Here is a 22,824-nt window from a genome sequence, read left to right on the forward strand (position 1 = left end):
GCTCAGCCGAGGCCCGGCAGGGCGGAGACCATGAGGTCGATGAGCTTGATGCCGACGAACGGCAGGACGAGGCCGCCCAGGCCGTAGACGGCGAGGTTGCGGCGCAGGAGCTCGTGGGCGGATGCGGGCCTGTAGCGGACTCCGCGCAGGGCGAGCGGGATGAGCGCAATGATGATCAGCGCGTTGAAGATGATCGCCGAGGTGATGGCGGACCGGGGGCTGTGCAGGCCCATGATGTTCAGCGCCTCCAGGCCCGGATAGGCCGAGGCGAACATCGCGGGGATGATCGCGAAGTATTTCGCGACGTCGTTGGTGATCGAGAAGGTGGTCAGGGCTCCGCGGGTGATGAGGAGCTGCTTGCCNNCTGCCGCCCGCCTGCTCCCGCTTGATGAGGGCCATCTTGTCCTCCGGCGTGGCCTCCGCGAGGTACTCGTCGACACCGGCCTCGGCGGCGATGGCGCGGGCGGTCAGCTCGTTGTCCCCGGTCACCATGACGGTGCGGATGCCCATGCGGCGCAACTGCGCGAAGCGCTCGCCGATGCCGTCCTTGACGATGTCCTTGAGGTGGATGATCCCGAGGATCCGCGGTCCTTCCCAGTCGTGGACCGCGACCAGCAGCGGCGTACCGCCCGACTGCGAGACCTGCGCCGACCAGGCGGCGGCCTCCGCCTCCACCGTTCCGCCACGCATCGCCACCCAGTCCATGACCTGTGCGGCCGCGCCCTTGCGGATGGCGACACCGGCACCGTTGTCCCAGCTCAGGTTGACGCCGCTCATCCTGGTGCGGGCGCTGAACTGCTCGAAGCGCGGGTTCGCGAGCTCGTGCTCGGCCGGCGGCAGGAGTCCGTGACGCGCGGCGAGCTGGACCACCGACCGGCCCTCGGGGGTCTCGTCGGCCAGGGAGGACAGCTGCGCGGCGTCCGCCAGGGTGCCGTGGTCGATGCCCGGCAGCGGGATGAACCGGACGGCCTCCCGGTGGCCTTGGGTGATCGTGCCGGTCTTGTCGAGGAGGAGGGTGTTGACATCACCTGCGGCCTCCACGGCACGACCGGACATGGCCAGGACGTTTCGCTGGACGAGCCGGTCCATGCCCGCGATGCCGATGGCGGAGAGCAGGGCGCCGATGGTGGTGGGGATCAGGGTGACCAGCAGGGCGACCAGGGTGGTGGTCGACTGGCCGGCCTTCGCGTGGCCGGCCATCGGTTCGAGGCTGACGACGACCATGACGAAGACCACGGTGAGCGCGGCCAGCAGGATGTTGAGCGCGATCTCGTTGGGGGTCTTCTGCCGGGAGGCGCCCTCGACGAGGGCGATCATCCGGTCGATGAAGCTCTCGCCCGGGCGGGAGGTGACGCGGACGACGACCGCGTCCGACAGGACGGTCGTGCCGGCCGTGACGCCGGACCGGTCTCCTCCCGACTCCCGCAGGACCGGGGCGGATTCGCCGGTGACGGCCGACTCGTCGACCATGGCCGCGCCGTCCACGACGTCGCCGTCCGCCGGGATCAGCTCTCCCGCCCCCACCAGCACGAAGTCGAAGGGCTGGAGCTCGGCCGGCGTGACCACCTCGCTCTCCGCGGTGCGCAGGTTCGCCCCGTACGTCCAATGCCGCAGCCGCACGGCGACGGTGTCCGTGCGGGCCTTGCGGAGGGAGGCGGCCTGGGCTTTGCCCCGGCCCTCGGCGACCGCCTCGGCGAAGTTGGCGAAGAGGACGGTCAGCCACAGCCAGACGCTGATCACCCAGGTGAACACGGACGGGTGGATGAGTGCGGAGAGGGTGGTGAGGAGCGATCCGACGGCTACGACGAAGAGCACCGGTTTCCCGACCAGCGCGCGGGGGTGCAGCTTGGCGACGGCCTCTCGTGCGGAGGCCGCGAGCCGGCCTGGTTCGAGCATGTTCGCCGGTCCGGGGCGCTTGCGGGGCGGCCGGGTGACCGGGGGCTGCGGCCGGGTCCCGGGATCGGAGGGCACGTGCTGCGCGGCAGCGGAAGACATCGGTGTCCTTCTGAGTGGAAGCGAGAGGGCGGCCCCTGCTCGCGCGCGGGCGGGCAGGGGCCGTGAAAGGGAAGGGGCGCTGCCGGAACCCGCCACGTTCGGCACCCTCAGCCGTCGTCATGGAGTCAGGGTTTCCGGCAGCGCAACACGCTGGAACGTACCGCCGGCCGATCGGCACCCCCCGCTGCCGGTGGGGGAATTGGCGGCCTTTTGACGGTGGCGCACGGGATGTGTCAGGCCGCCGTCAAGAGTGCGTCAGCGCTGCCGGCGCGGGACCGACGCACGAAGGTCGCCGTCACCGCCGCAGGGCACCGGCGGTGCCGCGCGCCGGTCGCGTGCGTGCGCGGGGACGGCCCGAAAGGGATGAAAGCCGCACTTCGCGTCAGGTGCCCGCGGTCGGCGTAAGGGGTGCGTTAAAGGCGCCCCTGCCCCCGTATGGACCTCATCAAGGCCTCTTAACGCGCGGGCTCCTGCACGGTTTGCTCAGTCTCGGCCACTCCGGCCGATTCCATCTCATCACTTCATCTCAGGAGCTCACGATGGCCGATCTGGCCTTCGTCGTCACCACGGTCGCGATCTTCGCGCTGGTGGGCCTCATCGCCCGGGGGGTGGCGAAGCTGTGAACGTCGAGAACATCGTCGGCCTGCTGGTCGCCGCCGCCCTGCTCGGTTACCTCGTCCTCGCCCTCGTCAAGCCGGAGAGGTTCTGAGCACTGATATGAGCCCCGTGACCGCTGGTGTGCTCCAGCTGCTCGCACTGATCGCCGCGCTAGCGCTGGCGTACCGCCCGCTGGGCGACCACATGGCCCGCGTCTACTCCTCCGAGAAGCACTACAAGCCGGAGAAGTGGATCTACAAGGCCATCGGCGCCAACCCGTCGGCCGAGATGCGCTGGCCCGCCTACCTGCGCGCCGTCCTCGCCTTCTCCGCCGTCAGCGTCCTCTTCCTCTACCTGCTGCAACGCCTGCAGGGCAGCCTGCCCGGCTCGCTCGGCTTCGTCTCGATCGACCCCGACCAGGCCTTCAACACCGCCGCCTCCTTCGTGGCCAACACGAACTGGCAGTCGTACTCCGGCGAGCAGGCCATGGGCCACGTCGTGCAGACCGGCGGCCTGGCGGTGCAGAACTTCGTCTCCGCGGCCGTCGGCATGGCCGTCGCCGTGGCCCTCGTACGGGGCTTCGCGCGCTCCCGCACCGGTGAGCTGGGCAACTTCTGGGCCGACCTGGTCCGCGGCACGGTCCGCATCCTGCTGCCGATCTCCGTGATCGGCGCGCTCGTCCTCGTCGCCTGCGGCGTCATCCAGAACTTCGCCGGGATCCACGAGGTCGGGCAGTTCGCGGGCGGCACCCAGCAGTGGAACGGCGGCGCGGTGGCCTCCCAGGAGGTCATCAAGGAGCTGGGCACGAACGGCGGCGGATACTTCAACGCCAACTCCGCCCACCCCTTCGAGAACCCCACCCCCTTCTCGAACCTGTTCGAGGTCTTCCTGATCCTGCTCATCCCCTCCGCGCTGACGCGCACCTTCGGCCGCATGGTCGGCAACCTGCGCCAGGGCTACGCCGTCCTCGCCACGATGGGCATCATCTGGGTCACCTTCACCGGCCTGATGATGTGGACCGAGTTCGCCCACCACGGCCCGGCCTTCGACATCGCGGGCGGTGCCATGGAGGGCAAGGAGACCCGGTTCGGCATCGCCGCCTCCTCGATCTTCTCCGTCGCGACGACGCTCACCTCCACCGGTGCCGTCAACTCCTTCCACTCCTCGTACACGGGACTGGGCGGCGGCATCCAGCTGCTGGGCATGCAGCTCGGCGAGATCGCGCCCGGCGGTGTCGGCTCCGGCCTCTACGGCATGCTGATCATGGCGATCATCGCGGTGTTCATCGCCGGTCTGATGGTCGGCCGCACCCCCGAATACCTGGGCAAGAAGATCGGCACCCGCGAGATCAAGCTCGCGGCCTGCTACATCCTCATCACGCCCGCCCTGGTGCTGTGCTTCACCGCGGCCGCCATGGCCCTGCCCACCCCGGCCAACTCGATGACGAACACCGGCGCGCACGGCTTCTCCGAGATCCTCTACGCCTACACCTCCGGCGCCAACAACAACGGCTCGGCCTTCGCCGGCCTGAACGCCGACACCCAGTGGTTCAACACCACCATCGGCATCGCCATGCTGCTGGGCCGCTTCCTGCCCATGGTCTTCGTCCTCGCGCTGGCCGGCTCGCTGGCCGAGCAGAAGCCCGTCCCGGAGACGGCGGGCACCCTGCGCACCGACAAGCCGCTCTACGCGGGCCTGCTCGTCGGCACCATCCTCATCATCACCGGTCTGACCTATTTCCCGGCCCTGGCGCTGGGCCCGCTCGCCGAAGGGCTCGCAGCATGAGCACCGCTACACCCACCCGTGCCCCGCACGAGGACCTGCCGACCGGCCACAAGCCGCCTGCCGGCCGCGTCGGCGGGGGGCTGTTCGACGCCAGGCAGCTGCTGAGGTCCTTCCCCGACGCGGTCCGCAAGCTCGACCCCCGCATCATGGTCAAGTCGCCGGTCATGTTCGTCGTCCTCATCGGCTCGGTCGTCACGACCGTCCTGGCCGTGAAGGACCCGACGGACTGGTTCGGCTGGGCCATCACCGCCTGGCTGTGGCTCACGACGATCTTCGCGAACCTCGCCGAGGCCGTCGCCGAGGGCCGCGGCAAGGCCCAGGCCGACACCCTGCGCAAGGCCAAGACCGACTCCGTCGCCCGCCGTCTGAGCAGCGACGGCACGGGCGAGGAGCAGGTCCCCGGCACCGATCTGAGGATCGGCGACCTGGTGGTCTGCGAGGCGGGGGACGTCATCCCCGGCGACGGTGACGTCGTCGAAGGCGTCGCCTCCGTCGACGAGTCCGCCATCACGGGTGAATCGGCCCCGGTCATCCGGGAGTCGGGCGGTGACCGCTCGGCCGTTACCGGTGGCACGAAGGTGCTCTCCGACCGGATCGTCATCAAGATCACGACGAAGCCCGGCGAGACCTTCATCGACCGCATGATCGCCCTCGTCGAAGGCGCCGCCCGGCAGAAGACGCCCAACGAGATCGCGCTGAACATCCTCCTCGCGTCCCTCACGATCGTCTTCCTGCTCGCGGTCGTCACGCTCCAGCCGTTCGCCATCTACGCGGGCGCCGAGCAGTCGATGATCGTGCTCACGGCCCTGCTGGTCTGCCTGATCCCCACCACCATCGGGGCGTTGCTGTCCGCGATCGGCATCGCCGGAATGGACCGCCTCGTCCAGCGCAACGTCCTCGCGATGAGCGGGCGTGCGGTCGAGGCCGCCGGCGACGTGTCCACGCTGCTGCTCGACAAGACCGGCACGATCACGCTGGGCAACCGTCAGGCGTCGGAGTTCGTCCCCGTCAAGGGGACGACGGAGGCCGAACTCGCCGACGCCGCCCAGCTCTCCTCCCTCGCGGACGAGACCCCCGAGGGGCGCTCGATCGTGGTCCTCGCGAAGGAGAAGTACGGGCTGCGCGAACGCCACCAGGGCGAACTCGTGCAGGCCGAGTGGATCGCCTTCACCGCCCAGACCCGCATGTCCGGTGTCGACGTCGACGGCAGGAAGACCCGCAAGGGCGCGGCCGGCTCCGTCATCACCTGGGTCCGCGAGCAGGGCGGCCAGGTGTCCGACGACGCCGACCTCCTCGCGAACCGCATCTCCGAAGCGGGCGGCACCCCGCTCCTGGTCGCCGTCCAGGACGACAAGGGCGCCCGCGTCCTCGGTGTCATCCACCTCAAGGACGTGGTCAAGGACGGCATGCGCGAACGCTTCGACGAGCTGCGCCGCATGGGCATCAAGACCGTCATGATCACCGGCGACAACCCCCTCACCGCGAAGGCCATCGCCGAGGAGGCCGGCGTCGACGACTTCCTCGCGGAGGCCACGCCCGAGGACAAGATGGCCCTCATCAAGCGGGAGCAGGCGGGCGGCAGNNGGCAAGCAGCTCCTCATCACCCGCGGAGCCCTGACCACCTTCTCCATCGCCAACGACGTCGCGAAATACTTCGCGATCATCCCGGCCATGTTCGCCGTGGTCCACCCCGGCCTGGACAAGCTCAACATCATGGGCCTGTCCTCCCCCAACTCCGCGATCCTCTCCGCCGTCATCTTCAACGCGCTGATCATCATCGCGCTCGTGCCGCTCGCCCTGAAGGGTGTGCAGTACCGGCCCACCAGCGCCGACAAGATGCTCCGCCGCAACCTGGGGCTCTACGGACTCGGCGGCCTGATCGCCCCGTTCGTCGGCATCAAGCTCATCGACCTGCTCATCTCCCTCATCCCCGGAATCGGCTGAGACGACCATGAACAACTCAGTAGCCAGCACGGCGCGCCTGATCGGTGCGGGCCTGCGAGCCCTGCTCGTCCTGACCCTCGTGTGCGGTGTGCTCTACCCGCTCGCCGTCACCGGCATCGCCCAGGCCCTGTTCAACGACAAGGCCGACGGCTCCGAGATCAAGGACAGGAGCGGCACCGTCGTCGGCTCCTCCCTCATCGGGCAGACCTACAACCTGCCCAAGCAGGCTGCTTCTGATTCAACGGCGGGCGACGACCCCGAGGAAGCGGCCGAGCCGGACCTGAAGTGGTTCCAGCCGCGCCCCTCGGGCGGCCTCGGCTCCAACAGCGTCAACACGCAGTACTCCCTCATCCTCTCCGGCGCCACGAACCGGGCCGGCGACAACGAGGAGCTGGTCACGTGGGTCACCGACGCCAAGGCCGCCGTCGTCGCCGCCAACTCCACCGCGACGTACCAGGTCACACCGCAGGACGTGCCGGCCGAGGCCGTCACCTCCTCCGGCTCCGGACTGGACCCGCACATCTCCCCCGCCTACGCCGAACTCCAGGTCCACCGCGTCGCGGAGAGGAACGGCCTCGACGTCGAGCAGGTCGAGAAGCTGGTGGAGGACCACACGCAGGGCCGGCAGTTCGGCTTCTTGGGCGAGCCCCGCGTCAACGTGCTGGAGCTCAACACCGCTCTGAGGGACCTGTCCCGGAAGTGATGGCCCGTCCTCTGTGAACCCGGAACCGGCGGGGCGGGGAGTCCCGCGCCCCGCCGGTTCGCCACTGTGTTGCCCACAACGAAGGGAAGGCTGCGCACCGATGACCCGGGTGCTGGTGGTGGAGGACGATCCCCAGCTCGTCCGCGCGCTGAGGATCAATCTCCAGGCACGCAAGTTCGATGTCGAGCACGCCTCCGACGGCGGCAGCGCCCTGCGGCTCGCCGCGGCCCGCAAACCCGACGTCATCGTCCTCGATCTCGGGCTGCCGGACATGGACGGCATCGAGGTCATCAGGAGCGTGCGCGACCGGAGCCGGGTCCCGATCGTGGTGCTGTCGGCCCGGCACACCTCCGAGGACAAGGTCCGGGCGCTGGACGCCGGCGCCGACGACTATGTCACCAAGCCATTCAGCATGGACGAACTCCTGGCCCGTCTGCGGGCCGCCTCCCGCCGACAGGCGGAGCCGGGACGACGGGCAGGCGGCGTCACGCAGGTCACGACCGACGAGTTCACCATCGACCTGCTCGCGAAGAAGGTCCGGCGCGGCGAGCGCACCGTGCGGCTCACTCCGACCGAATGGCACCTGCTGGAGATCCTCGTCACCCATCCGGGCCACCTGGTCTCGCAGAGTCACCTTCTGCTGGAGGTCTGGGGGCCGACCTACAGTGAGAACACGAACTACCTGCGCGTCTACATGGCCCAGCTACGGCGCAAGCTCGAGGCGGATCCCTCTCACCCCAGGTACCTGATCACCGAGCCCGGCATGGGCTACCGCTTCGAACCCTGAGCAGAAGAAGAGTCACCATCATGGGACGCGGAAAGCTCCGTATCTACCTCGGCGCGGCACCGGGCGTCGGCAAGACGTACGCCATGCTGTCCGAGGCCCACCGCAGGATCGAGCGAGGGACCGACTGTGTGGTCGGCTTCGTCGAGCACCACAACCGGCCGCGGACGGAGGTGATGCTGCACGGCCTGGAGCTGGTGGCGAGGCGTGACCTGGAGTACCGGGGCACCACGTTCGCGGAGATGGACGTGGACGCGATCCTCGCCCGCAGGCCGGCGGTGGCCCTGGTGGACGAGCTGGCCCACACCAACATCCCCGGCTCCCGCAACGGCAAGCGGTGGCAGGACGTCGAGGAACTGCTCCAGGCCGGCATCGACGTGATCTCGACGGTGAACATCCAACACCTGGAGTCCCTCGGCGACGTCGTCGAGACCATAACCGGGGTACGGCAGCGGGAGACCGTGCCCGACGAGGTGGTCCGGCGGGCCGACCAGATCGAACTGGTCGACATGTCCCCCCAGGCGCTGCGCCGCCGCATGGCGCACGGCAACGTCTACAAGGCCGACAAGGTCGACGCCGCCCTGTCGAACTACTTCCGCCCCGGCAATCTCACCGCCCTGCGCGAGCTGGCCCTGCTGTGGACCGCCGACCGGGTCGACGAGTACCTGCGGGAGTACCGCGGCGAGCACAACATCCGCACCACCTGGCAGGCCCGTGAACGCATCGTCGTCGGCCTCACCGGCGGGCCCGAGGGCCGTACGCTCATCCGCCGGGCCGCCCGGCTGGCCGAGAAGGGCGCCGGCGGAGAGGTGCTGGCGGTGTACATCGCCGCGAGCGACGGGCTGAGCACCGCCTCGCCCAAGGAGCTCGCCGTCCAGCGCACCTTGGTCGAGGACCTCGGCGGCACCTTCCACCACGTCATAGGCGACGACGTCTCCGACGCCCTGCTGGAATTCGCCCGCGGGGTGAACGCCACGCAGATCGTCCTCGGCGTGAGCCGGCGCCGCTCCTGGCAGTACGTGTTCGGGCCCGGAGTCAGCGCGACCGTGGCGCGCGAGTCGGGGCCGGACCTCGACGTGCACATCGTCACCCATGACGCCGCCGCCAAGGGGCGCGGCCTGCCGATCCCGCGCAAGGCGCGGCTGGGGCGGTCCCGCATCATCTGGGGCTGGCTGATCGGCATCGCCGGCCCGGCCCTGCTCACCCTGCTGCTCAGCCAGGCCCTGCCCGACCTGGGGCTCGCGAACCACATGCTCCTCTTCCTGGCCTGCACGGTGGCGGCCGCCCTCCTGGGCGGACTGCTGCCTGCGCTCGCCTCGGCGGCCTTCGGCTCCCTGCTCCTGAACTACTTCTTCACCCCGCCCCTCTACCGGTTCACCATCGCCGACCCCAGGAACATCGTGGCCATCGCGATCTTCGTGGGGGTCGCGGTGTCGGTGGCCTCCGTGGTGGACCTGGCGGCCCGCCGCACCCACCAGGCCGCGCGCCTGCGGGCCGAGTCCGAGATCCTGTCCTTCCTCGCCGGCAGCATCCTGCGCGGCGAGGACTCCCTGGACGCCCTGCTGGAACGCCTCCGCGAGACCTTCACGATGGACTCCGTGGCGCTGCTGGAACGCGCGAGCGAGGTCGAACCCTGGACCCTCGCAGCAAGCGTCGGCAGCCATCCGGTCAGCCGGCCCGAGGACGCCGACGTCGACATGCCCGTCGGCGAGAACATGTCCCTGGCCCTGTCCGGCCGGGTGCTGCCCGCCGAGGACCGGCGGGTGCTCGGCGCCTTCGCCGCCCAGGCCGCCGTCGTCCTCGACCGGCAGCGGCTCGTCGGAGAGGCCGAGGAGGCCCGTCGGCTCGCGGAGGCGAACCGGATCCGCACCGCGCTCCTCGCGGCGGTCAGCCACGACCTGCGCACCCCACTCGCCGGGATCAAGGCCTCCGTCAGCTCGCTGCGCTCCGACGACGTCGAGTGGTCCGAGGAGGACCGGGCCGACCTGCTGGAGGGCATCGAGGAGGGCGCCGACCGGCTGGGCCAGCTCATCGGCAACCTGCTGGACATGTCCCGGCTCAACACCGGCACCGTCGTGCCGCTCATCCGTGAGACCGACCTCGACGAGGTCGTGCCGATGGCGCTGGGAGGCGTACCCGAGGACAGCGTCGAACTCGACATTCCCGAAACCCTCCCCATGATCGCCGTCGACCGCGGGCTGCTGGAACGCGCGGTCGCCAACATCGTCGAGAACGCCGTCAAGTACAGCCCGGCGGGGGAACCGGTCCTGGTCACGGCCAGTGCCCTGCACGACCGGGTCGAACTCCGCGTGGTGGACCGGGGCCCAGGCATCCCGGACGAGGCGAAGGAGCGCATCTTCGAACCCTTCCAGCGCCATGGCGACGCCCCGCGCGGCGCGGGAGTCGGCCTGGGCCTCGCCGTGGCCCGCGGCTTCACCGAGGCCATCGGCGGCACCGTGGCCGCGGAGGACACTCCCGGCGGAGGGCTGACCATGGTCCTGACGCTGCCCATGGCGGGACACGAGCCGCCGGTCGCCGCCGAGTTGCCCACCTCGGCCGTCAGCTGACGGCCGGCCCCCCTGCCGGAACAGCGGGAGCGCCGACCACGGGGCCGCAAGGCCGGCTCCCTCGCGGACCTCGACTCAGCGCGACCCCGCCGTCGCCGGCCGTAGCCGCGGGCGGCAGCGCGCTGGACGCACGCGCCGGGGACCACTTGGACCTCCCCCTTGGCCCACAGGGCCCTGCGCAGGGGTGCGCGCGAGTGCTGGGATGGGAGAAGGGTCCGATCGGGGAGACCTGCACGTCGCACGGGGCGAGTGCCCGTACCCGTGACCGAACGCTGTGAAGGAGCTGGTCATGCCTGCATCGCGCTACACCGTCAGCGACGTCATGACGCACACTGCCGTAGCCATCGGCCGGGAGGCGTCGTACAAGGAGATAGTCGAGCTGATGAGCGAATGGAAGGTGAGTGCGGTCCCCGTCCTGGAGGGTGAGGGCCGCGTCGTCGGAGTCGTCTCCGAGGCCGACCTGCTGCCCAAAGAGGAATTCCGCCGCGAGGAGCCCCGCCTGCCGGAGCAGCTGGACGAAGCCTCCAAAGCCGGCGCCGTCCTGGCCGAGGATCTGATGTCCAGCCCGGCGGTCACCGTCCATCCGGGTGCCACCATCGCCGAGGCGGCCCGCATCATGGCCCGCAAGCACGTCAAGCGCCTGCCTGTGGTGAACAGCGTGGGCATGCTGGAGGGCGTCGTCAGCCGCAGCGACCTGCTGAAGGTGTTCCTGCGACCGGACGAGGAACTGCAGGAGGAGATCCGCCAGGCCGTGATGAACGAGCTCGCGCCCGGCGCGCCCTTGGACTTCTCGGTACTGGACGGTGTCGTCACTCTGCGGGGAGGGCTGCACGACCGCGCTCTGATCCCCCTGCTGGCCCGCGCCGTCCGAGCCGTGGAGGGGGTCGTCGACGTCCGCATGGAACTCGACGGGGCGGTCACGGCCCCGACGTAGGGAAGCGCGTAACGCGACGCCGACACGGGCGTCACCTGACCCGTGCGGATACCTCGGGGTGGACGAGGAGCCCCTCATGGCCTACACGATCATCGCAGCACAGCGTCACCCACACGGCGCCTGGCGGCTTCCCGACTACGACCGGACCTGCGCGACCTTCACCTGGGACGAGGCCCGGTCCCGGATGAGCGGCTTGCCGGGGGGCGGCCTGAACATGGGCTTCGAGGCGGTCGACCGGCACGTCGAGGCCGGTCACGGCGACTGGGAGGCCCTGCGGTGCGTGGCCGCCGACGACTCCGTGACCCATGTGAGTTACGCGGACCTCGCCGCCGACGCATCGAGGTTCGCGCATGTTCTCGACGACCTGGGCGCCGCCCCGCAGGAGCGGGTCTTCACGCTGCTGGGCCGGCGCCGCGAGCTGTACACGGCGGCCCTCGGCACACTGCGTTCACGACGGGTCCTGTGCCCGCTGTTCTCGGCGTTCGGTCCCGAGCCGGTGCGACAGCGGCTCGCCCTGGGCGACGCCCGGGTCCTGGTCACCACCGAGGCCCTGTACCGGCGCAAGGTCGAGGAGATCCGCCACCGGCTGCCCGGACTGGCCCACGTGCTGCTGGTCGGCCCCGTCGCCGACCCGCCACCGGGCACGGCCGTGCTGGACCGCCTCATGGCGCGGGCCTCCCCGGTGTTCTCCGTGCCGCCGACCGGCCCCGAGGACATGGCCCTCCTCCACTTCACCAGCGGCACGACCGGCACGCCCAAGGCGGCCGTGCACGTGCACGAGGCGGTCGTGGCACACCACGCCACGGCCGCCTTCGCACTGGATCTGGGACCTCGCGACGTGTACTGGTGCACGGCCGACCCCGGCTGGGTGACGGGCACCTCCTACGGGATCATCGCCCCGCTCACGCACGGCGCCACGCTGGTGGTGGACGAGGGCGAGTTCGACGTGCACCGCTGGTACCGCATCCTCGACTCCCAGAAGGTCGCCATCTGGTACACGGCGCCCACGGCGATCCGCATGCTGATGCGCGCCACGCCCCGGGACGGCCACGGCCTCCCGGGACCGTACGACCTGTCCTCCCTCCGATTCGTCGCCAGTGTCGGCGAGCCGCTGAACCCCGAGGCCGTGGTGTGGGGACAGCAGGTGCTGGGCCTCCCGGTGCACGACAACTGGTGGCAGACGGAAACCGGCGCCATCATGATCGCCAACTATGCCTCCGGCGACATCCGTCCCGGATCCATGGGACGCCCGCTGCCCGGCGTCCGGGCGGCGATCCTCGAACGCGGGCAGGACGGACGCGCTGCGGTCACCGGCGGACACGTACGGCAGGTCCCCCATCCGGGTGTGGAGGGTGAACTGGCACTCCGGGCGGGCTGGCCCTCGATGTTCCGCGGCTACCTGAACGAACAGGGGCGGTACGACGCCTGCTTCGCCGACGGCTGGTACCTGACCGGTGACCTGGCGAGACGCGATGAGGACGGGTGGTTCTGGTTCGTCGGGCGCGCCGACGACGTGATCAAGTCCGCCGGGCACCTGATCGGACCGTTCGAGGTCGAAAGCGCGCTGATGGAGCATCCGGCTGTGGCGGAGGCGGGCGTGATCGGCCGCCCGGACCCGGTCGTGGGGGCTGTGGTGAAAGCGTTCGTCTCGCTGCGCCCCGGGTGCCGGCCGGACGACGCCCTCCGGCGCGAGCTCCTGGCGTTCACCCGGCGGCGGCTCGGGCCGGCCGTGGCACCGCGCGAGATCGCGTTCGACCAGAACCTGCCGCGGACCCGCAGCGGCAAGGTGATGCGCCGACTCCTGCGCGCTCGTGAACTCGGCTTGCCCGAGGGCGACCTGTCAACCCTGGAGAGCCGGTCTGACGGCACGTGAGGAAGGGCACGACCATGAGCACCACCACCAAGCGAGCCTCCGGTCCGAAGCGGGCGGGCGGGAGTCGTCGGCCGTCCGGGCCACCGGCGGACGAGCCGCGGCCCGGCCGCGACCATCGGCTGGAGGTGCTGCGGCAGATGCTGCTGATCCGCCGTTTCGAGGAACGCTGCGTCGAGCTCTACAGCGCGGCGGAGATCCGCGGCTTCGTCCACCTGTACATCGGTGAGGAGGCGGTCGCCGTCGGAGTCGGCCAGGCCCTGCGGGAAGAGGACGCCGTCGTCTCCACGTACCGCGAGCACGGCCACGCCCTCGCCCGGGGTGTGCCGTCCGATGCCGTAATGGCCGAGATGTTCGGCAAGGTCACCGGGTGCAGCCGCGGGCGCGGCGGGTCCATGCACCTGTTCGACGCGGAACGGCGGTTCTACGGCGGGAACGCCATCGTGGCCGGCGGACTGCCGCTGGCCGCCGGGCTGGCACTGGCCGACCGGATGCGCGGCACCGAACGGGTGACGTGCTGCTTCTTCGGCGACGGGGCCTACGCGGAGGGCGAATTCCACGAGACGGCCAACCTCGCCGCGCTGTGGCAGCTGCCCCTTCTGCTGGTCTGCGAGAACAACCTGTACGCCATGGGGACCAGTCTGGCGCGGGAACACGCGCAAACGAACCTCGCGATGCGCGCCGCGTCGTACGGTATGCCCGCCTGGACCGTCGACGGCATGGACGTGACGGCCGTCGAGGCGGTGGCACGACGGGCGGCCGATTCCGTGCGTTCGGGTGGCGGCCCGCACTTCCTCGAAGCGCGGACGTACCGCTTCCGGGCGCACTCCATGTACGACCCGGACCGCTACCGGAGCAAGGACGAGATTGCGCGGTGGAAGGCACGTGACCCGCTGGTGGAGCTGGAGCAGCGGATGCGCGCCGAGGGAATCCTGGACGACCCGGCGACCAAGCGGCTGGAGGAGGACGTGACGTCCGAGATCGACGCGGCCGTGCGGTCCGCCGGGGCCGCCCCGTACGAACCGGTCGCGGACCTGCTGCGGTTCGTGACGAGCACGACCGGGAGCACGAGATGAACACCCGTCAGTCCGCCGGGACGGCCGAAGCCACCCGTACGACGTATCGGGAGGCCTTGCGCGAGGGGTTGCGGGAGGCGCTCCGCCAGGACGACCGGGTCTTCCTCATGGGCGAGGACGTGGGCCGCTACGGCGGCTGCTTCGGCGTGAGCCTCGGCCTGCTGGAGGAGTTCGGGCCCGACCGGATCCGCGACACCCCCCTGTCGGAGTCGGCTTTCGTGGGGGCCGGCATCGGTGCCGCGCTGGGCGGGATGCGTCCGGTCGTGGAGATCATGACCGTCAACTTCAGCCTGCTGGCCCTCGACCAGATCATGAACAACGCCGCCACGTTGCTGCACATGTCCGGCGGACAGCTCAACGTGCCGATCGTGATCAGGATGACCACCGGTGCGGGACGCCAGCTCGCCGCCCAGCACTCGCACAGCCTGGAGGGCTGGTACGCCCACATCCCCGGTATCCGGGTCCTCACGCCCGCGACCCTGGACGACGCCCGGCACATGCTGGCAGCGGCCCTCGCCGACCCCGACCCCGTTTTGCTCTTCGAACACGGCAGCCTCTACAACGCGGAAGGAGTGCTGGACGGCACGATCGACGCCGTCGGCCTGGACTCCGCTTCGGTCCGCCGCCCGGGCACCGACGTGTCCGTGATCACGTACGGCGGGTCCCTCCCCAAGGCGCTGGCCGCCGCCGAAACGCTGGCGGAGGACGGCATCAGCGCGGAGGTGGTGGACCTGCGGTCCCTGCGCCCTCTGGACGACGCGACCGTGCTGGAATCGGTGGCCCGCACCCACCGGGCCGTGATCGTGGACGAGGGATGGCGCAGCGGCAGCATCTCGGCGGAGGTCATGGCGCGCATCACGGAGCAGTCCTTCTATGAGCTCGACGCACCGCTCCGCCGCGTGTGCAGCCAGGAGGTGCCGATGCCCTACGCGCGGCAGCTGGAGGAGGCCGCGCTGCCGCAGCCCGCCTCCATCGTGGCGGCGGCCCGAAAGGCGGTGGCCTGAGGTGGGCGAGTTCACCATGCCGTCCCTCGGCGCCGACATGGACGAGGGCACGCTCGTCGAGTGGCTGGTCACCCGGGGCGCCGAGGTGGCCCGGGGTGACGTCATCGCCGTCGTGGAGACGGCCAAGTCGACCATCGAGGTGGAGTGCTTCGAGTCGGGCACGGTCACCGAGTTCCTGATCGAGCCGGGCACGACCGTCGCCGTCGGAACGCCCCTGGCCGTCATCGCCCCCGCGGGGCCGACGCCTGCGCCCGGACCGCCCGTGCCCCTCCCCGTCCCCGCCGAGGCCGTGCCCGCCGAGGCCGTGCCGGCCACTCCCCTCGTCCGGCATCAGGCAGCGGTGGAAGGCGTGAGCCTCCAGGCCGTCCACGGCACCGGCAGGGGCGGCCGGATCAGGCGTGCGGACGTGGCCGAGGCCGCCCGTTCCGGGCCGGCGAGAGTCATCGCGTCGCCTCTCGCGCGACGCCTCGCCGAGTCCCTGGGTGTCGATCTCTCCACCGTGAGGGGCACCGGCAGCAGGGGCGCCGTCAAAGCCGACGACGTCCGCGCCGCGGCCGGGACCGGCGGCGGGAAGCCCGCTCGTCGAGGCGCCGTGGGGGAACCGGCCGGTCCGCGACCCGCAGCCACGCAGACCCCCGCTGCGCGCCCTGCCGGTGACCGGCTCGCCATCGCCCGGCTCATGTCCCGCGCCAAGCGGGAGATCCCGCACTACTACCTGTCGACGACCGTCGACCTCGCTGCCGCCCTGGAGTGGATGCACCGGCGGAACAGCACGCTCCCCGTCACGGAACGACTCGTCCCGGCCGCGCTCCTCCTGAAGGCGGTCGCTCGGGCAGCGCGGGAGGTGCCTGAGCTGAACGGCCACTGGCGCGAGGACCGCTTCGTGCCCGCGGCGGGTGTCCGCCTCGGTACGGCGGTCTCGCTGCGCGGAGGTGGTCTGGTCGCGCCCGCCCTCGCGGATGTGGACCGCATGCCGTTGGCGGACGTGATGGCGGCGATGAAGGACCTCGTCCTGCGGGCCCGGCGCGGCAGGCTCCGTGCCTCGGAGACTGCTGACCCGACGCTCACCGTGACCAATCTGGGCGACCAGGGAGTCGAGTCGGTCCTCGGCGTGATCTACCCGCCCCAGGTCGCGATGGTCGGCCTCGGCAGGGTGACCGACCGGCCTGTCGCGGTGGACGGCATGCTCGCCGTGCACCCGACCGTCACCGCGACCCTGTCCGCCGACCACCGGGCCAGCGACGGCGCGACCGGCGCCCGCTTCCTCACCGCGCTCGACCGCCTGCTCCAGCATCCGGAGGACCTGTGACCCACGACGAAGCCCTCGCGATGATCAGGGCCGTGATCGAGGAGGCCGTCCCCGGCGCCGACCTCGCGGCCGTGCCGCCCGACGAGCCCTTCCGGGAGCGTCTGGAGATGGACTCCCTGGATTTCCTCACCTTCGTCGAGCTGCTCGGCGGACGGACCGGGCTCGCCCTGCCGGAGCAGGACTATGGCGCCCTCGCCACCCTCGATGGCTGCGCGGACTACGTGGCATCCCGCACCGGAGGCCCGCCGGCGGCGCCTTCGTAGGGCCGGTCCGGTCAGCCCCCGCCCCATGCCCCGGTCGGCCCTACTCCCCCGGGCGCCCGTACGGCCAGGCTGATAGAGCCCTGGAACCCAGCGGCAGGAGGAAACCATGAAGCACTTGCGCACCGTGCACGACGTCATGACGCACGCCGTCGTCCCGGTCGACGCGTCGCACCCGTTACCGCCGGGCGTCTCCCTCCGGCCTGACGCCGACATCGCACGAGAAAGGACATTCCGGTGAGGCACAGAGAAGTGGGCGAGCTGATGACCCGTGACGTCGTCACGGTTGCCGGGCAGGCCACGTTCAAGGACGTCATCCGTACGCTCGACGAGCACAAGGTGTCCGCGGTGGCGGTCACCGACCCCGCCGGCCACCCGCTCGGGGTGATCTCCGAAGGCGATCTGCTGCCCAAGCCCGCCGATCAGGGGGACTGGTTCCGCTCACTGCCGCACCCCGAACGCTGGGAGAGCGAGAAGGCCGCCGGTACGAAGGCCGAGGAGCTGATGTCGGCGCCCCCGGTCTGCGCCCGGCCGGACTGGACGGTGGCGGAGGCGGCGCGGCTCATGGAAAGTCAGCGGGTCAAGCGGCTGCTGGTCGTCGACGACGCCGACGTCCTCGTGGGCATCGTCACCCGCGGCGACCTGCTGCGGATCTTCCTGCGCGACGACGACGCCATCCGACACGAGATCACCGGGGACGTCCTGGACCGGACCCTGCACCTGGATCCCGCCGCCGTGACGGTGGACGTGGTCGACGGAAAGGTGACCCTGAACGGCGTGGTGCGCTTCCGGAGCCTCATCCCCGCCGTCGAGCGACTGTGCCGGACCGTCGACGGCGTGGTCAGCGTCACGGATCGACTCGCGTGGGAGACGGACGACATCGACACACGTCGCTGAGTCAGTGGGCTGCGCGAGCCGGCACCTCGTCCGTTCGACGGGGGGTCGCGGGGGTGAGCGGCCAGGGCTCGAAGGGGGCAAGTCCCCCGGCGCGTACGGTGTCCACCGCGCACTGGTGCACCGAGCGGGCCGCTTCGGAGGGACAGGGCACAGGACTGCCGACCAGCGTGCACCACCTGGAATCGCCCGCGTACTGGACGGCGACGTGTGCCTGCTCCGCCTCCCAGGTGGTGCGGACCGTCAGTTCCCCTGTAAGAGGTCCTGCCTCGGCGGTGAGCACCCCGCCGGAGCCGGTGAACACACCTGGGGTGGTCCATGTCATGGATGCCATCTCGGATCACCTCGGAACAGGCAGGGATGTCGGCTGTCTGCATGTCATGGTCCCCCTCGGGGGTGACTCCGCACAGGGCCATGCGGTCCCATGACGGGGGTCCGCTCGGCCCTCGCCTGCTGCGGCGCTCGGGCCTACGGTCGGCCCCATGGATCGAGTGGGAAGGAGCCGGACGATGGACGTGTCCGCATACATGTCCGCCCCCGCCGTGTCCGTCACGGCCACCACGACCATCGGCGAGGCGGCCCGGTGCATGGACCTGCACGGCGTCGGATGTGTGGTCGTCACGGACGGAGAAGTCCTGCGCGGCATCGTCACCGACCGTGACATCGCGGTGCGCGCCGTGGCCGGAGGGTTCGACCGCGACGCTCCTGTGGGAGCGGTCATGACCACTCCGGCTGTCACCGTCGGCGCCGCCGAGGACGTCCACGCGGCGTACCGGACGTTCCGCACCAGCGGCGTCCGGCGCCTGCCCGTTCTGGACGGGCAGCGAGTCGTGGGCATGCTGACCGTGGACGACCTGCTCATGGACGTCTTCCGCAGGGTGGCGGACCTGCTCGGGCCGGTCGCCTGGAGCGTCCTGGAGGAGCCCCCGGGGCCCCGGGACGAGATCGGCGCACGCGCACCCGCAGGAACGGACGGAAAGAGTCCACCCGCTTCTCGCGGTTCCTGACGGTGCGGTGCACGGCCGTCAGCCGCTTCTCCCGCATCCTCGCGGGACTCTTTCCGTCACCTTCACCGCACCACGGCCCGGGCGTACGACGCAGCCGGCCCGCCGGTCGGCGGGTCGGCTGCGGGGTACGGCCGCTCAGGCGGCCGCGGCGAGTTCGCTGCCGATGTGGTGGGCCCAGGCCTGGATCCGCTCCGAGTTGCGGAAGTCCCCGCCCTTGCCGTGCCGGACCAGTGCCTTGGCGATGAGCCCGGGTGTGGACGCGGTGATGCTGCCTCCGAACGTGGCGTGTTCACGGGCGCCGAGCCGTTCCATCTGCCTGGCCACGGCCGGCACGGGCGGGATCTCGTGCTGCTCGGCGGAACTGTCGACCGGGCCGCTGCTGAACAGCCACACCGGGCGGTGCTTGAGGTACTGCTCGTTGCGTTCGGCGCAGTGCAGGGCCTTGCCGCTCCAGTGCCCGGCGTACAGGGACCCGCCGAGGACGACCGCGTCAAAGCCTCGGACGTCCTCCACGTCGTCCGCCGGGAGCACCACGGCGTCGAAGCCGTCCTCGCGGAGGGCCTTGCCGATCTCCGAGGCGATGCCGGCGGTCGCGCCGTGCCTGCTGCCGTATGCGACCAGCACCCTCTTGGAGTTCATGACGGCTCACCCGTCTGCGGGTCCTGGGGACGCCTGACGGGAATACTGCGCCGCCCTGCGGGGGGTTCGGGCTCCATCGGGACCCGTACCGTGAGGATGCCGTCCTCGTACGCGGCTTCGACCCCTTCGCTGGGAATCCGGTCGGGCAGCCGGACGCTGCGGCGGAAGGACCCGTAGCGGAACTCCGAGTGGTCCTTCTCCTCCTTGCTCTCGGTGTGCTCGGCGCTGACGGTGAGGGTGTCGCCGTCCACGGTGATCCGGACGTCCTTCTCCGGGTCCAGCCCGGGCATTTCGGCGCGGAGCGTGTACATGCCGTCGTTGTTGCTCACCTCGATCGGGATGGGGTGGGTGTCGAGGGCCGGCCGCCACATCGGGAAGCGCGGGAAGTCGGCGCCGAACCAGTCGGTGAAGTCGGGGAAGAGGCTGCGCCTCCGCTCCATCTGCGTGCCTGCCATGGGGTGCTCCTGAATCTCCGACGCCTGCGGCGGGCGCCTTCGTGTGGTTTCTGCCACCACTGTCGGCCCGTCTGCTCGCGGTCCGCTTGGGCCTGTCGGGGCAGCTACGGGACCATTCGGCCCGGGGCGGGAGCGCCGGAACGTGCGCGCTGGTGTCCCGCACGCCGCCCGGGTGCGTCGTTCAGTTCGCCGGCCCTTCGTGCAGATGCCGGACGTGGGCGTCCGGGCCGGGGAAGAACACCGTCGTACGGCCCGTGTCGGACCAGCGCACGTCGTACGGAGGGGTGCCGTCGGCGTGATGCAGGGCGATGACCTCCCCGTCGCGGCCGGGCTGGCCCACGGTGGGCCCGCCGACGACGATCTGGTCGCCGACCTCGGCGTGGATCCCGGATCCGTGCTCGGTTGCGTAGAGATTCATGGCTTTGCCTTTCCACGGAATGCGCCCCGCAGGAGCCGGGCGGCTGTGAAAGCGGAAACCCCGGCGGCTGCGGCGAGCCACATGCCGGTCCAGCCGACGGGGTCGGTGTCCAGCAGCGACCGCAGGGCTGGGACGTGCAGGGCCGCCACCGCCAGGACGGCGGATCCGGCCACGGAAGCGGGCAGGAAGAGGTTCTGCCTGGTCATCAGGCGGGCGCGCAGGCCGAGGGCCACGCCGAGCTGCGCCGCGAGCAGGGCGAGGAAGAGCACGCTCTGCCAGGGCAGGCCCACGGCTCGGGCGGCGAGGCCCGCCAGCAGGCTGACCACCGTGACGGCGGAGGCCAGGACGAGGAGGCGCTGCCACACCCCCGCGGCGAGTATGTGCTGCCTCGGCGGCCGCGGCGGCCGGCTCATCGCATCGGGCGAGACGGGTTCGGCCCCCATGGCCACGCCGGTGAGGCCGTGGGTGAGGAGGTTGATCCACAGGATCTGCCCGGCGCGCAGCGGTAGGGCCAGGCCGAGCAGCGGACCGATCAGCATGACGAGGATCTCGGCGGCACCGCCGGCCATGGCGTAGACGAGGAAGCGGCGGATGTTGTCGTACACCCGGCGGCCTTCCTCGACGGCCGTGACCACGGTGGCGAGTTCGTCGTCGGTGAGGACGAGGTCGGCGGCCTGGCGTGCCACTTCCGTGCCGCGGGCGCCCATGGCGACGCCGATGTCCGCCTGGCGCAGGGCGGGGCCGTCGTTGACGCCGTCGCCGGTCATGGCCGTGACGGCGCCGTGGGCCCGCCAGGCGTGGACGATGTCCACCTTCTGCTGGGGGTCGGTCCGGGCGAAGACCCGGACGCCCGTGAGGTCGGTGTCGGGCGCGGCGGCCAGCTGGGCGCCGGTGAGGATCTCGGCGGTCTCTCCCGCCCGGACGAGGCCGGTGCGCTCGGCTATGGCTCGTGCCGTCGCCGGATGGTCACCGGTGATCATCACCGGGTTGATTCCGGCCGCCCGGCAGGCGGAGAGGGTCGCGGGCGCCGCGGCTTTCGGAGGGTCGCTGATGGCGATCAGGCCCAGAAGCCGCAGTTCCCGCTCCGCCCCGGTCACGGGCAGCGGCTGCCAGAGCCGCTCGGTGCCGGCCGCCGCCAGGACGCGGAAGCCGCCGCCGGCCAGCGCGGCGGCCCGCTCACGGGCCTGCTCCAGCAGAGCGGGCGGTTCGGCCAGCACGGAAGCGGTGAGGACGGCCTCGGGGGCTCCCTTGAGGCAGACCAGCACGTTCCCGTCGGGCAGGTGGTGCAGGGTGGTCATGCGCTTGCGCATGCTGTCGAACGGTGCTTCCGCGATCCGGGGGCAGTCGCGGTGCAGCTCGGCGGGGTCGGGGCAGCCGGCCTTGGCAGCGGCGGCCAGCAGCGCCGCCTCCATCGGGTCACCCACCGCGGCCCACGCGTCCGGTCCGGTTCCCGACGGCTTGAGGACGGCGTCGTTGCACAGGGCCGCCGTGGTGAGGAGTTCCTGGAACGGTCGTAGCTGCTCGGCCGTCAGGGGACGCCCGTCACGGGTCAGTTCGCCGCGGGGGTCGTAGCCGCTGCCCGATACGTCGGCGGCCCCGGACGGGGTCCACAGGTGTTGGACGACCATGCGGCCTTCGGTGAGGGTGCCGGTCTTGTCGGTGGCCAGCACGCTCACCGAGCCCAGCGTCTCGACGGCCGGCAGGCGCCTGACGAGCGCCCCTCTGGCCGCCATCCGTCGGGCGCCCAGGGCCAGGGCGAGGGTGACCACGGCGGGAAGGGATTCGGGCACGGCGGCGACGGCGAGGCTGATGGCAGTGACGGCCATCGTGCTGGGTGCGAGGCCCCGTACCAGGCCCAGGGCGAAGAAGAGCACGCACAGGGTGATGGTGAGGAGGGCGAGCATACGGCCGAGGGAGGCCAGCCGGCGTTGCAGCGGGGTCGGTTCGTGGCCGTTGCCGTCCATCAGCGCGGCGATCCGGCCGAGGGCACTGGCGGGACCGGTGGCCGTGGCGGTGGCGGTGCCGCGACCGCGGACCACGACGGTCCCCGCGGACACCGTCTCCCCCGCGGACTTGTCGACCGGTTCCGACTCGCCGGTGAGCATGGATTCGTCCATCAGGAGCGCGGACGCGTCGCCCAGATCGGCGTCCGCGGCGACGATGTCGCCCTCACCCAGCAGCAGGGTGTCCCCCGGGACGACGAGGGCGGCGGGTATCTCGTGGGCGGCTGCGTCGCGCACGACGCGGGCGTGCGGGGCCGAGAGGGCGGTGAGCGCGGCGACGGCACGGTCGGCACGGACCTCCTGGACCACCCCGACGGTGGTGTTGACGACGACCACGAGTCCGATCACGACGGCGTCGGGGTAGTCCCCGATCAGGATGGTGAGCAGGGCGGCACCCAGCAGCACCAGGATCAACGGGTCTCGCAGCTGTGCCAGCACCCGGCGGTACAGGGGTGTCGGCCTGGGCGGCGGTACCTCGTTGCGGCCGTGGCGGGCCAGCCGGCGTTCGGCTTCGGCCTGGGTCAGCCCCGGGTGGCCCGGGGCGCGGGCGGCAGGTGCGTCGGTCGTACGGGTGGTCATG

General features: G+C 71.2%; 18 protein-coding genes and 3 pseudogenes. 15 read left to right on the plus strand and 6 right to left on the minus strand.

The window, feature by feature from the left end:
• Positions 1-2 precede the first annotated feature (2 nt).
• Positions 3-1,995: pseudogene (gene kdpB / locus AVW11_RS22160) on the minus strand (potassium-transporting ATPase subunit KdpB).
• Between the two features lie 479 nt (positions 1,996-2,474).
• On the opposite strand from kdpB (AVW11_RS22160), the gene AVW11_RS37770 reads away from it, so the two are divergent.
• From AVW11_RS37770 to AVW11_RS22225, 14 genes and pseudogenes are all read left to right on the plus strand, one after another.
• Complete coding sequence (locus tag AVW11_RS37770; protein ID WP_167389238.1) at positions 2,475-2,618, plus strand: hypothetical protein; 144 nt, start codon at positions 2,475-2,477, stop codon at positions 2,616-2,618.
• A complete protein-coding gene (gene kdpF, locus AVW11_RS36700) occupies positions 2,615-2,704 on the plus strand; it encodes a K(+)-transporting ATPase subunit F (RefSeq protein ID WP_037832802.1) in 90 nt (29 codons plus the stop codon). Before AVW11_RS37770 ends, kdpF begins: the two co-directional genes overlap by 4 nt.
• An 8-nt stretch (positions 2,705-2,712) precedes the next feature.
• The gene (gene kdpA, locus AVW11_RS22170; RefSeq protein ID WP_076045497.1) at positions 2,713-4,377 is read left to right on the plus strand and encodes a potassium-transporting ATPase subunit KdpA; all 1,665 of its coding nucleotides are present in this window, start codon (positions 2,713-2,715) and stop codon (positions 4,375-4,377) included.
• Positions 4,374-6,321: pseudogene (gene kdpB, locus AVW11_RS22175) on the plus strand (potassium-transporting ATPase subunit KdpB). The gene kdpA and the pseudogene kdpB (AVW11_RS22175) overlap by 4 nt, the downstream one beginning before the upstream one ends.
• A gap of 7 nt (positions 6,322-6,328) precedes the next feature.
• Positions 6,329-7,024, plus strand: a complete 696-nt coding sequence (locus AVW11_RS22180) for a potassium-transporting ATPase subunit C (RefSeq protein WP_060177400.1) — start codon at positions 6,329-6,331, stop codon at positions 7,022-7,024.
• A gap of 100 nt (positions 7,025-7,124) precedes the next feature.
• Positions 7,125-7,811, plus strand: coding sequence for a response regulator (locus AVW11_RS22185; protein WP_060177399.1), 687 nt, complete (start codon positions 7,125-7,127; stop codon positions 7,809-7,811).
• Positions 7,812-7,831: 20 nt separating this feature from the next.
• Entirely contained in the window at positions 7,832-10,375 is a 2,544-nt protein-coding gene (locus tag AVW11_RS22190; RefSeq protein WP_076045499.1) for a sensor histidine kinase, read from the plus strand.
• 289 nt (positions 10,376-10,664) lie between these two features.
• Positions 10,665-11,309, plus strand: a complete 645-nt coding sequence (locus AVW11_RS22195) for a CBS domain-containing protein (protein ID WP_030843967.1) — start codon at positions 10,665-10,667, stop codon at positions 11,307-11,309.
• Positions 11,310-11,385: 76 nt separating this feature from the next.
• Positions 11,386-13,182: an acetate--CoA ligase gene (gene acsA, locus AVW11_RS22200; protein ID WP_076045501.1), complete on the plus strand. Its 1,797-nt coding sequence runs from the start codon at positions 11,386-11,388 to the stop codon at positions 13,180-13,182.
• Positions 13,183-13,196: 14 nt separating this feature from the next.
• Entirely contained in the window at positions 13,197-14,255 is a 1,059-nt protein-coding gene (pdhA, locus tag AVW11_RS22205) for a pyruvate dehydrogenase (acetyl-transferring) E1 component subunit alpha (RefSeq protein WP_173675291.1), read from the plus strand.
• On the plus strand, positions 14,252-15,259 hold the full coding sequence (locus AVW11_RS22210) for an alpha-ketoacid dehydrogenase subunit beta (RefSeq protein WP_076045503.1): 1,008 nt from the start codon (positions 14,252-14,254) through the stop codon (positions 15,257-15,259). Before pdhA ends, AVW11_RS22210 begins: the two co-directional genes overlap by 4 nt.
• Position 15,260: 1 nt before the next feature.
• Complete coding sequence (locus AVW11_RS22215) at positions 15,261-16,568, plus strand: dihydrolipoamide acetyltransferase family protein (RefSeq protein WP_076045505.1); 1,308 nt, start codon at positions 15,261-15,263, stop codon at positions 16,566-16,568.
• The gene (locus AVW11_RS22220; protein WP_225885015.1) at positions 16,565-16,831 is read left to right on the plus strand and encodes an acyl carrier protein; all 267 of its coding nucleotides are present in this window, start codon (positions 16,565-16,567) and stop codon (positions 16,829-16,831) included. Before AVW11_RS22215 ends, AVW11_RS22220 begins: the two co-directional genes overlap by 4 nt.
• Positions 16,832-17,065: 234 nt before the next feature.
• A complete protein-coding gene (locus AVW11_RS22225) occupies positions 17,066-17,725 on the plus strand; it encodes a CBS domain-containing protein (protein WP_076045507.1) in 660 nt (219 codons plus the stop codon).
• Between the two features lies 1 nt (position 17,726).
• Here the strand turns inward: AVW11_RS22225 and AVW11_RS35975 are convergent, their stop codons facing one another.
• Positions 17,727-18,056 carry a hypothetical protein gene (locus tag AVW11_RS35975; protein ID WP_240528232.1) on the minus strand — a complete coding sequence of 110 codons (330 nt, stop codon included), beginning with the start codon at positions 18,054-18,056 and terminating at the stop codon, positions 17,727-17,729.
• Positions 18,057-18,231: 175 nt separating this feature from the next.
• Between AVW11_RS35975 and AVW11_RS22230 the strand changes: the two genes are divergently transcribed.
• Positions 18,232-18,729 carry a CBS domain-containing protein gene (locus AVW11_RS22230; protein ID WP_060177394.1) on the plus strand — a complete coding sequence of 166 codons (498 nt, stop codon included), beginning with the start codon at positions 18,232-18,234 and terminating at the stop codon, positions 18,727-18,729.
• A gap of 135 nt (positions 18,730-18,864) precedes the next feature.
• Here AVW11_RS22230 and AVW11_RS22235 read toward each other — a convergent pair whose 3' ends face one another.
• The 4 genes and pseudogenes from AVW11_RS22235 to AVW11_RS22250 form a co-directional block, all read right to left on the minus strand.
• Positions 18,865-19,368 carry a flavodoxin domain-containing protein gene (locus tag AVW11_RS22235; protein ID WP_060177393.1) on the minus strand — a complete coding sequence of 168 codons (504 nt, stop codon included), beginning with the start codon at positions 19,366-19,368 and terminating at the stop codon, positions 18,865-18,867.
• Positions 19,365-19,823: an Hsp20/alpha crystallin family protein gene (locus AVW11_RS22240; RefSeq protein ID WP_076045509.1), complete on the minus strand. Its 459-nt coding sequence runs from the start codon at positions 19,821-19,823 to the stop codon at positions 19,365-19,367. The genes AVW11_RS22235 and AVW11_RS22240 overlap by 4 nt, the downstream gene beginning before the upstream one ends.
• Before the next feature lie 202 nt (positions 19,824-20,025).
• A pseudogene (locus AVW11_RS22245) lies at positions 20,026-20,208 on the minus strand (DUF1918 domain-containing protein); the annotation flags it as partial.
• Positions 20,209-20,237: 29 nt separating this feature from the next.
• Complete coding sequence (locus AVW11_RS22250) at positions 20,238-22,823, minus strand: cation-translocating P-type ATPase (protein WP_076045511.1); 2,586 nt, start codon at positions 22,821-22,823, stop codon at positions 20,238-20,240.
• Position 22,824 lies beyond the last annotated feature (1 nt).

Source organism: Streptomyces amritsarensis (genome assembly GCF_001953875.1).
GTDB classification, from domain to species: Bacteria; Actinomycetota; Actinomycetes; order Streptomycetales; family Streptomycetaceae; genus Streptomyces; species Streptomyces amritsarensis.

What these genes read in the sequence shown, in the direction of transcription:
- kdpA (WP_076045497.1), top strand. Translation starts at nt 2,713, where the DNA reads ATGAGCCCCGTGACCGCTGGTGTGCTCCAGCTGCTCGCACTGATCGCC.
- AVW11_RS22180 (WP_060177400.1), top strand. Translation starts at nt 6,329, where the DNA reads ATGAACAACTCAGTAGCCAGCACGGCGCGCCTGATCGGTGCGGGCCTG.
- AVW11_RS22185 (WP_060177399.1), top strand. Translation starts at nt 7,125, where the DNA reads ATGACCCGGGTGCTGGTGGTGGAGGACGATCCCCAGCTCGTCCGCGCG.
- AVW11_RS22190 (WP_076045499.1), top strand. Translation starts at nt 7,832, where the DNA reads ATGGGACGCGGAAAGCTCCGTATCTACCTCGGCGCGGCACCGGGCGTC.
- AVW11_RS22195 (WP_030843967.1), top strand. Translation starts at nt 10,665, where the DNA reads ATGCCTGCATCGCGCTACACCGTCAGCGACGTCATGACGCACACTGCC.
- acsA (WP_076045501.1), top strand. Translation starts at nt 11,386, where the DNA reads ATGGCCTACACGATCATCGCAGCACAGCGTCACCCACACGGCGCCTGG.
- pdhA (WP_173675291.1), top strand. Translation starts at nt 13,197, where the DNA reads ATGAGCACCACCACCAAGCGAGCCTCCGGTCCGAAGCGGGCGGGCGGG.
- AVW11_RS22210 (WP_076045503.1), top strand. Translation starts at nt 14,252, where the DNA reads ATGAACACCCGTCAGTCCGCCGGGACGGCCGAAGCCACCCGTACGACG.
- AVW11_RS35975 (WP_240528232.1), bottom strand. Translation starts at nt 18,056, where the DNA reads ATGGCATCCATGACATGGACCACCCCAGGTGTGTTCACCGGCTCCGGC.
- AVW11_RS22230 (WP_060177394.1), top strand. Translation starts at nt 18,232, where the DNA reads ATGGACGTGTCCGCATACATGTCCGCCCCCGCCGTGTCCGTCACGGCC.
- AVW11_RS22235 (WP_060177393.1), bottom strand. Translation starts at nt 19,368, where the DNA reads ATGAACTCCAAGAGGGTGCTGGTCGCATACGGCAGCAGGCACGGCGCG.
- AVW11_RS22240 (WP_076045509.1), bottom strand. Translation starts at nt 19,823, where the DNA reads ATGGCAGGCACGCAGATGGAGCGGAGGCGCAGCCTCTTCCCCGACTTC.
- AVW11_RS22250 (WP_076045511.1), bottom strand. Translation starts at nt 22,823, where the DNA reads ATGACCACCCGTACGACCGACGCACCTGCCGCCCGCGCCCCGGGCCAC.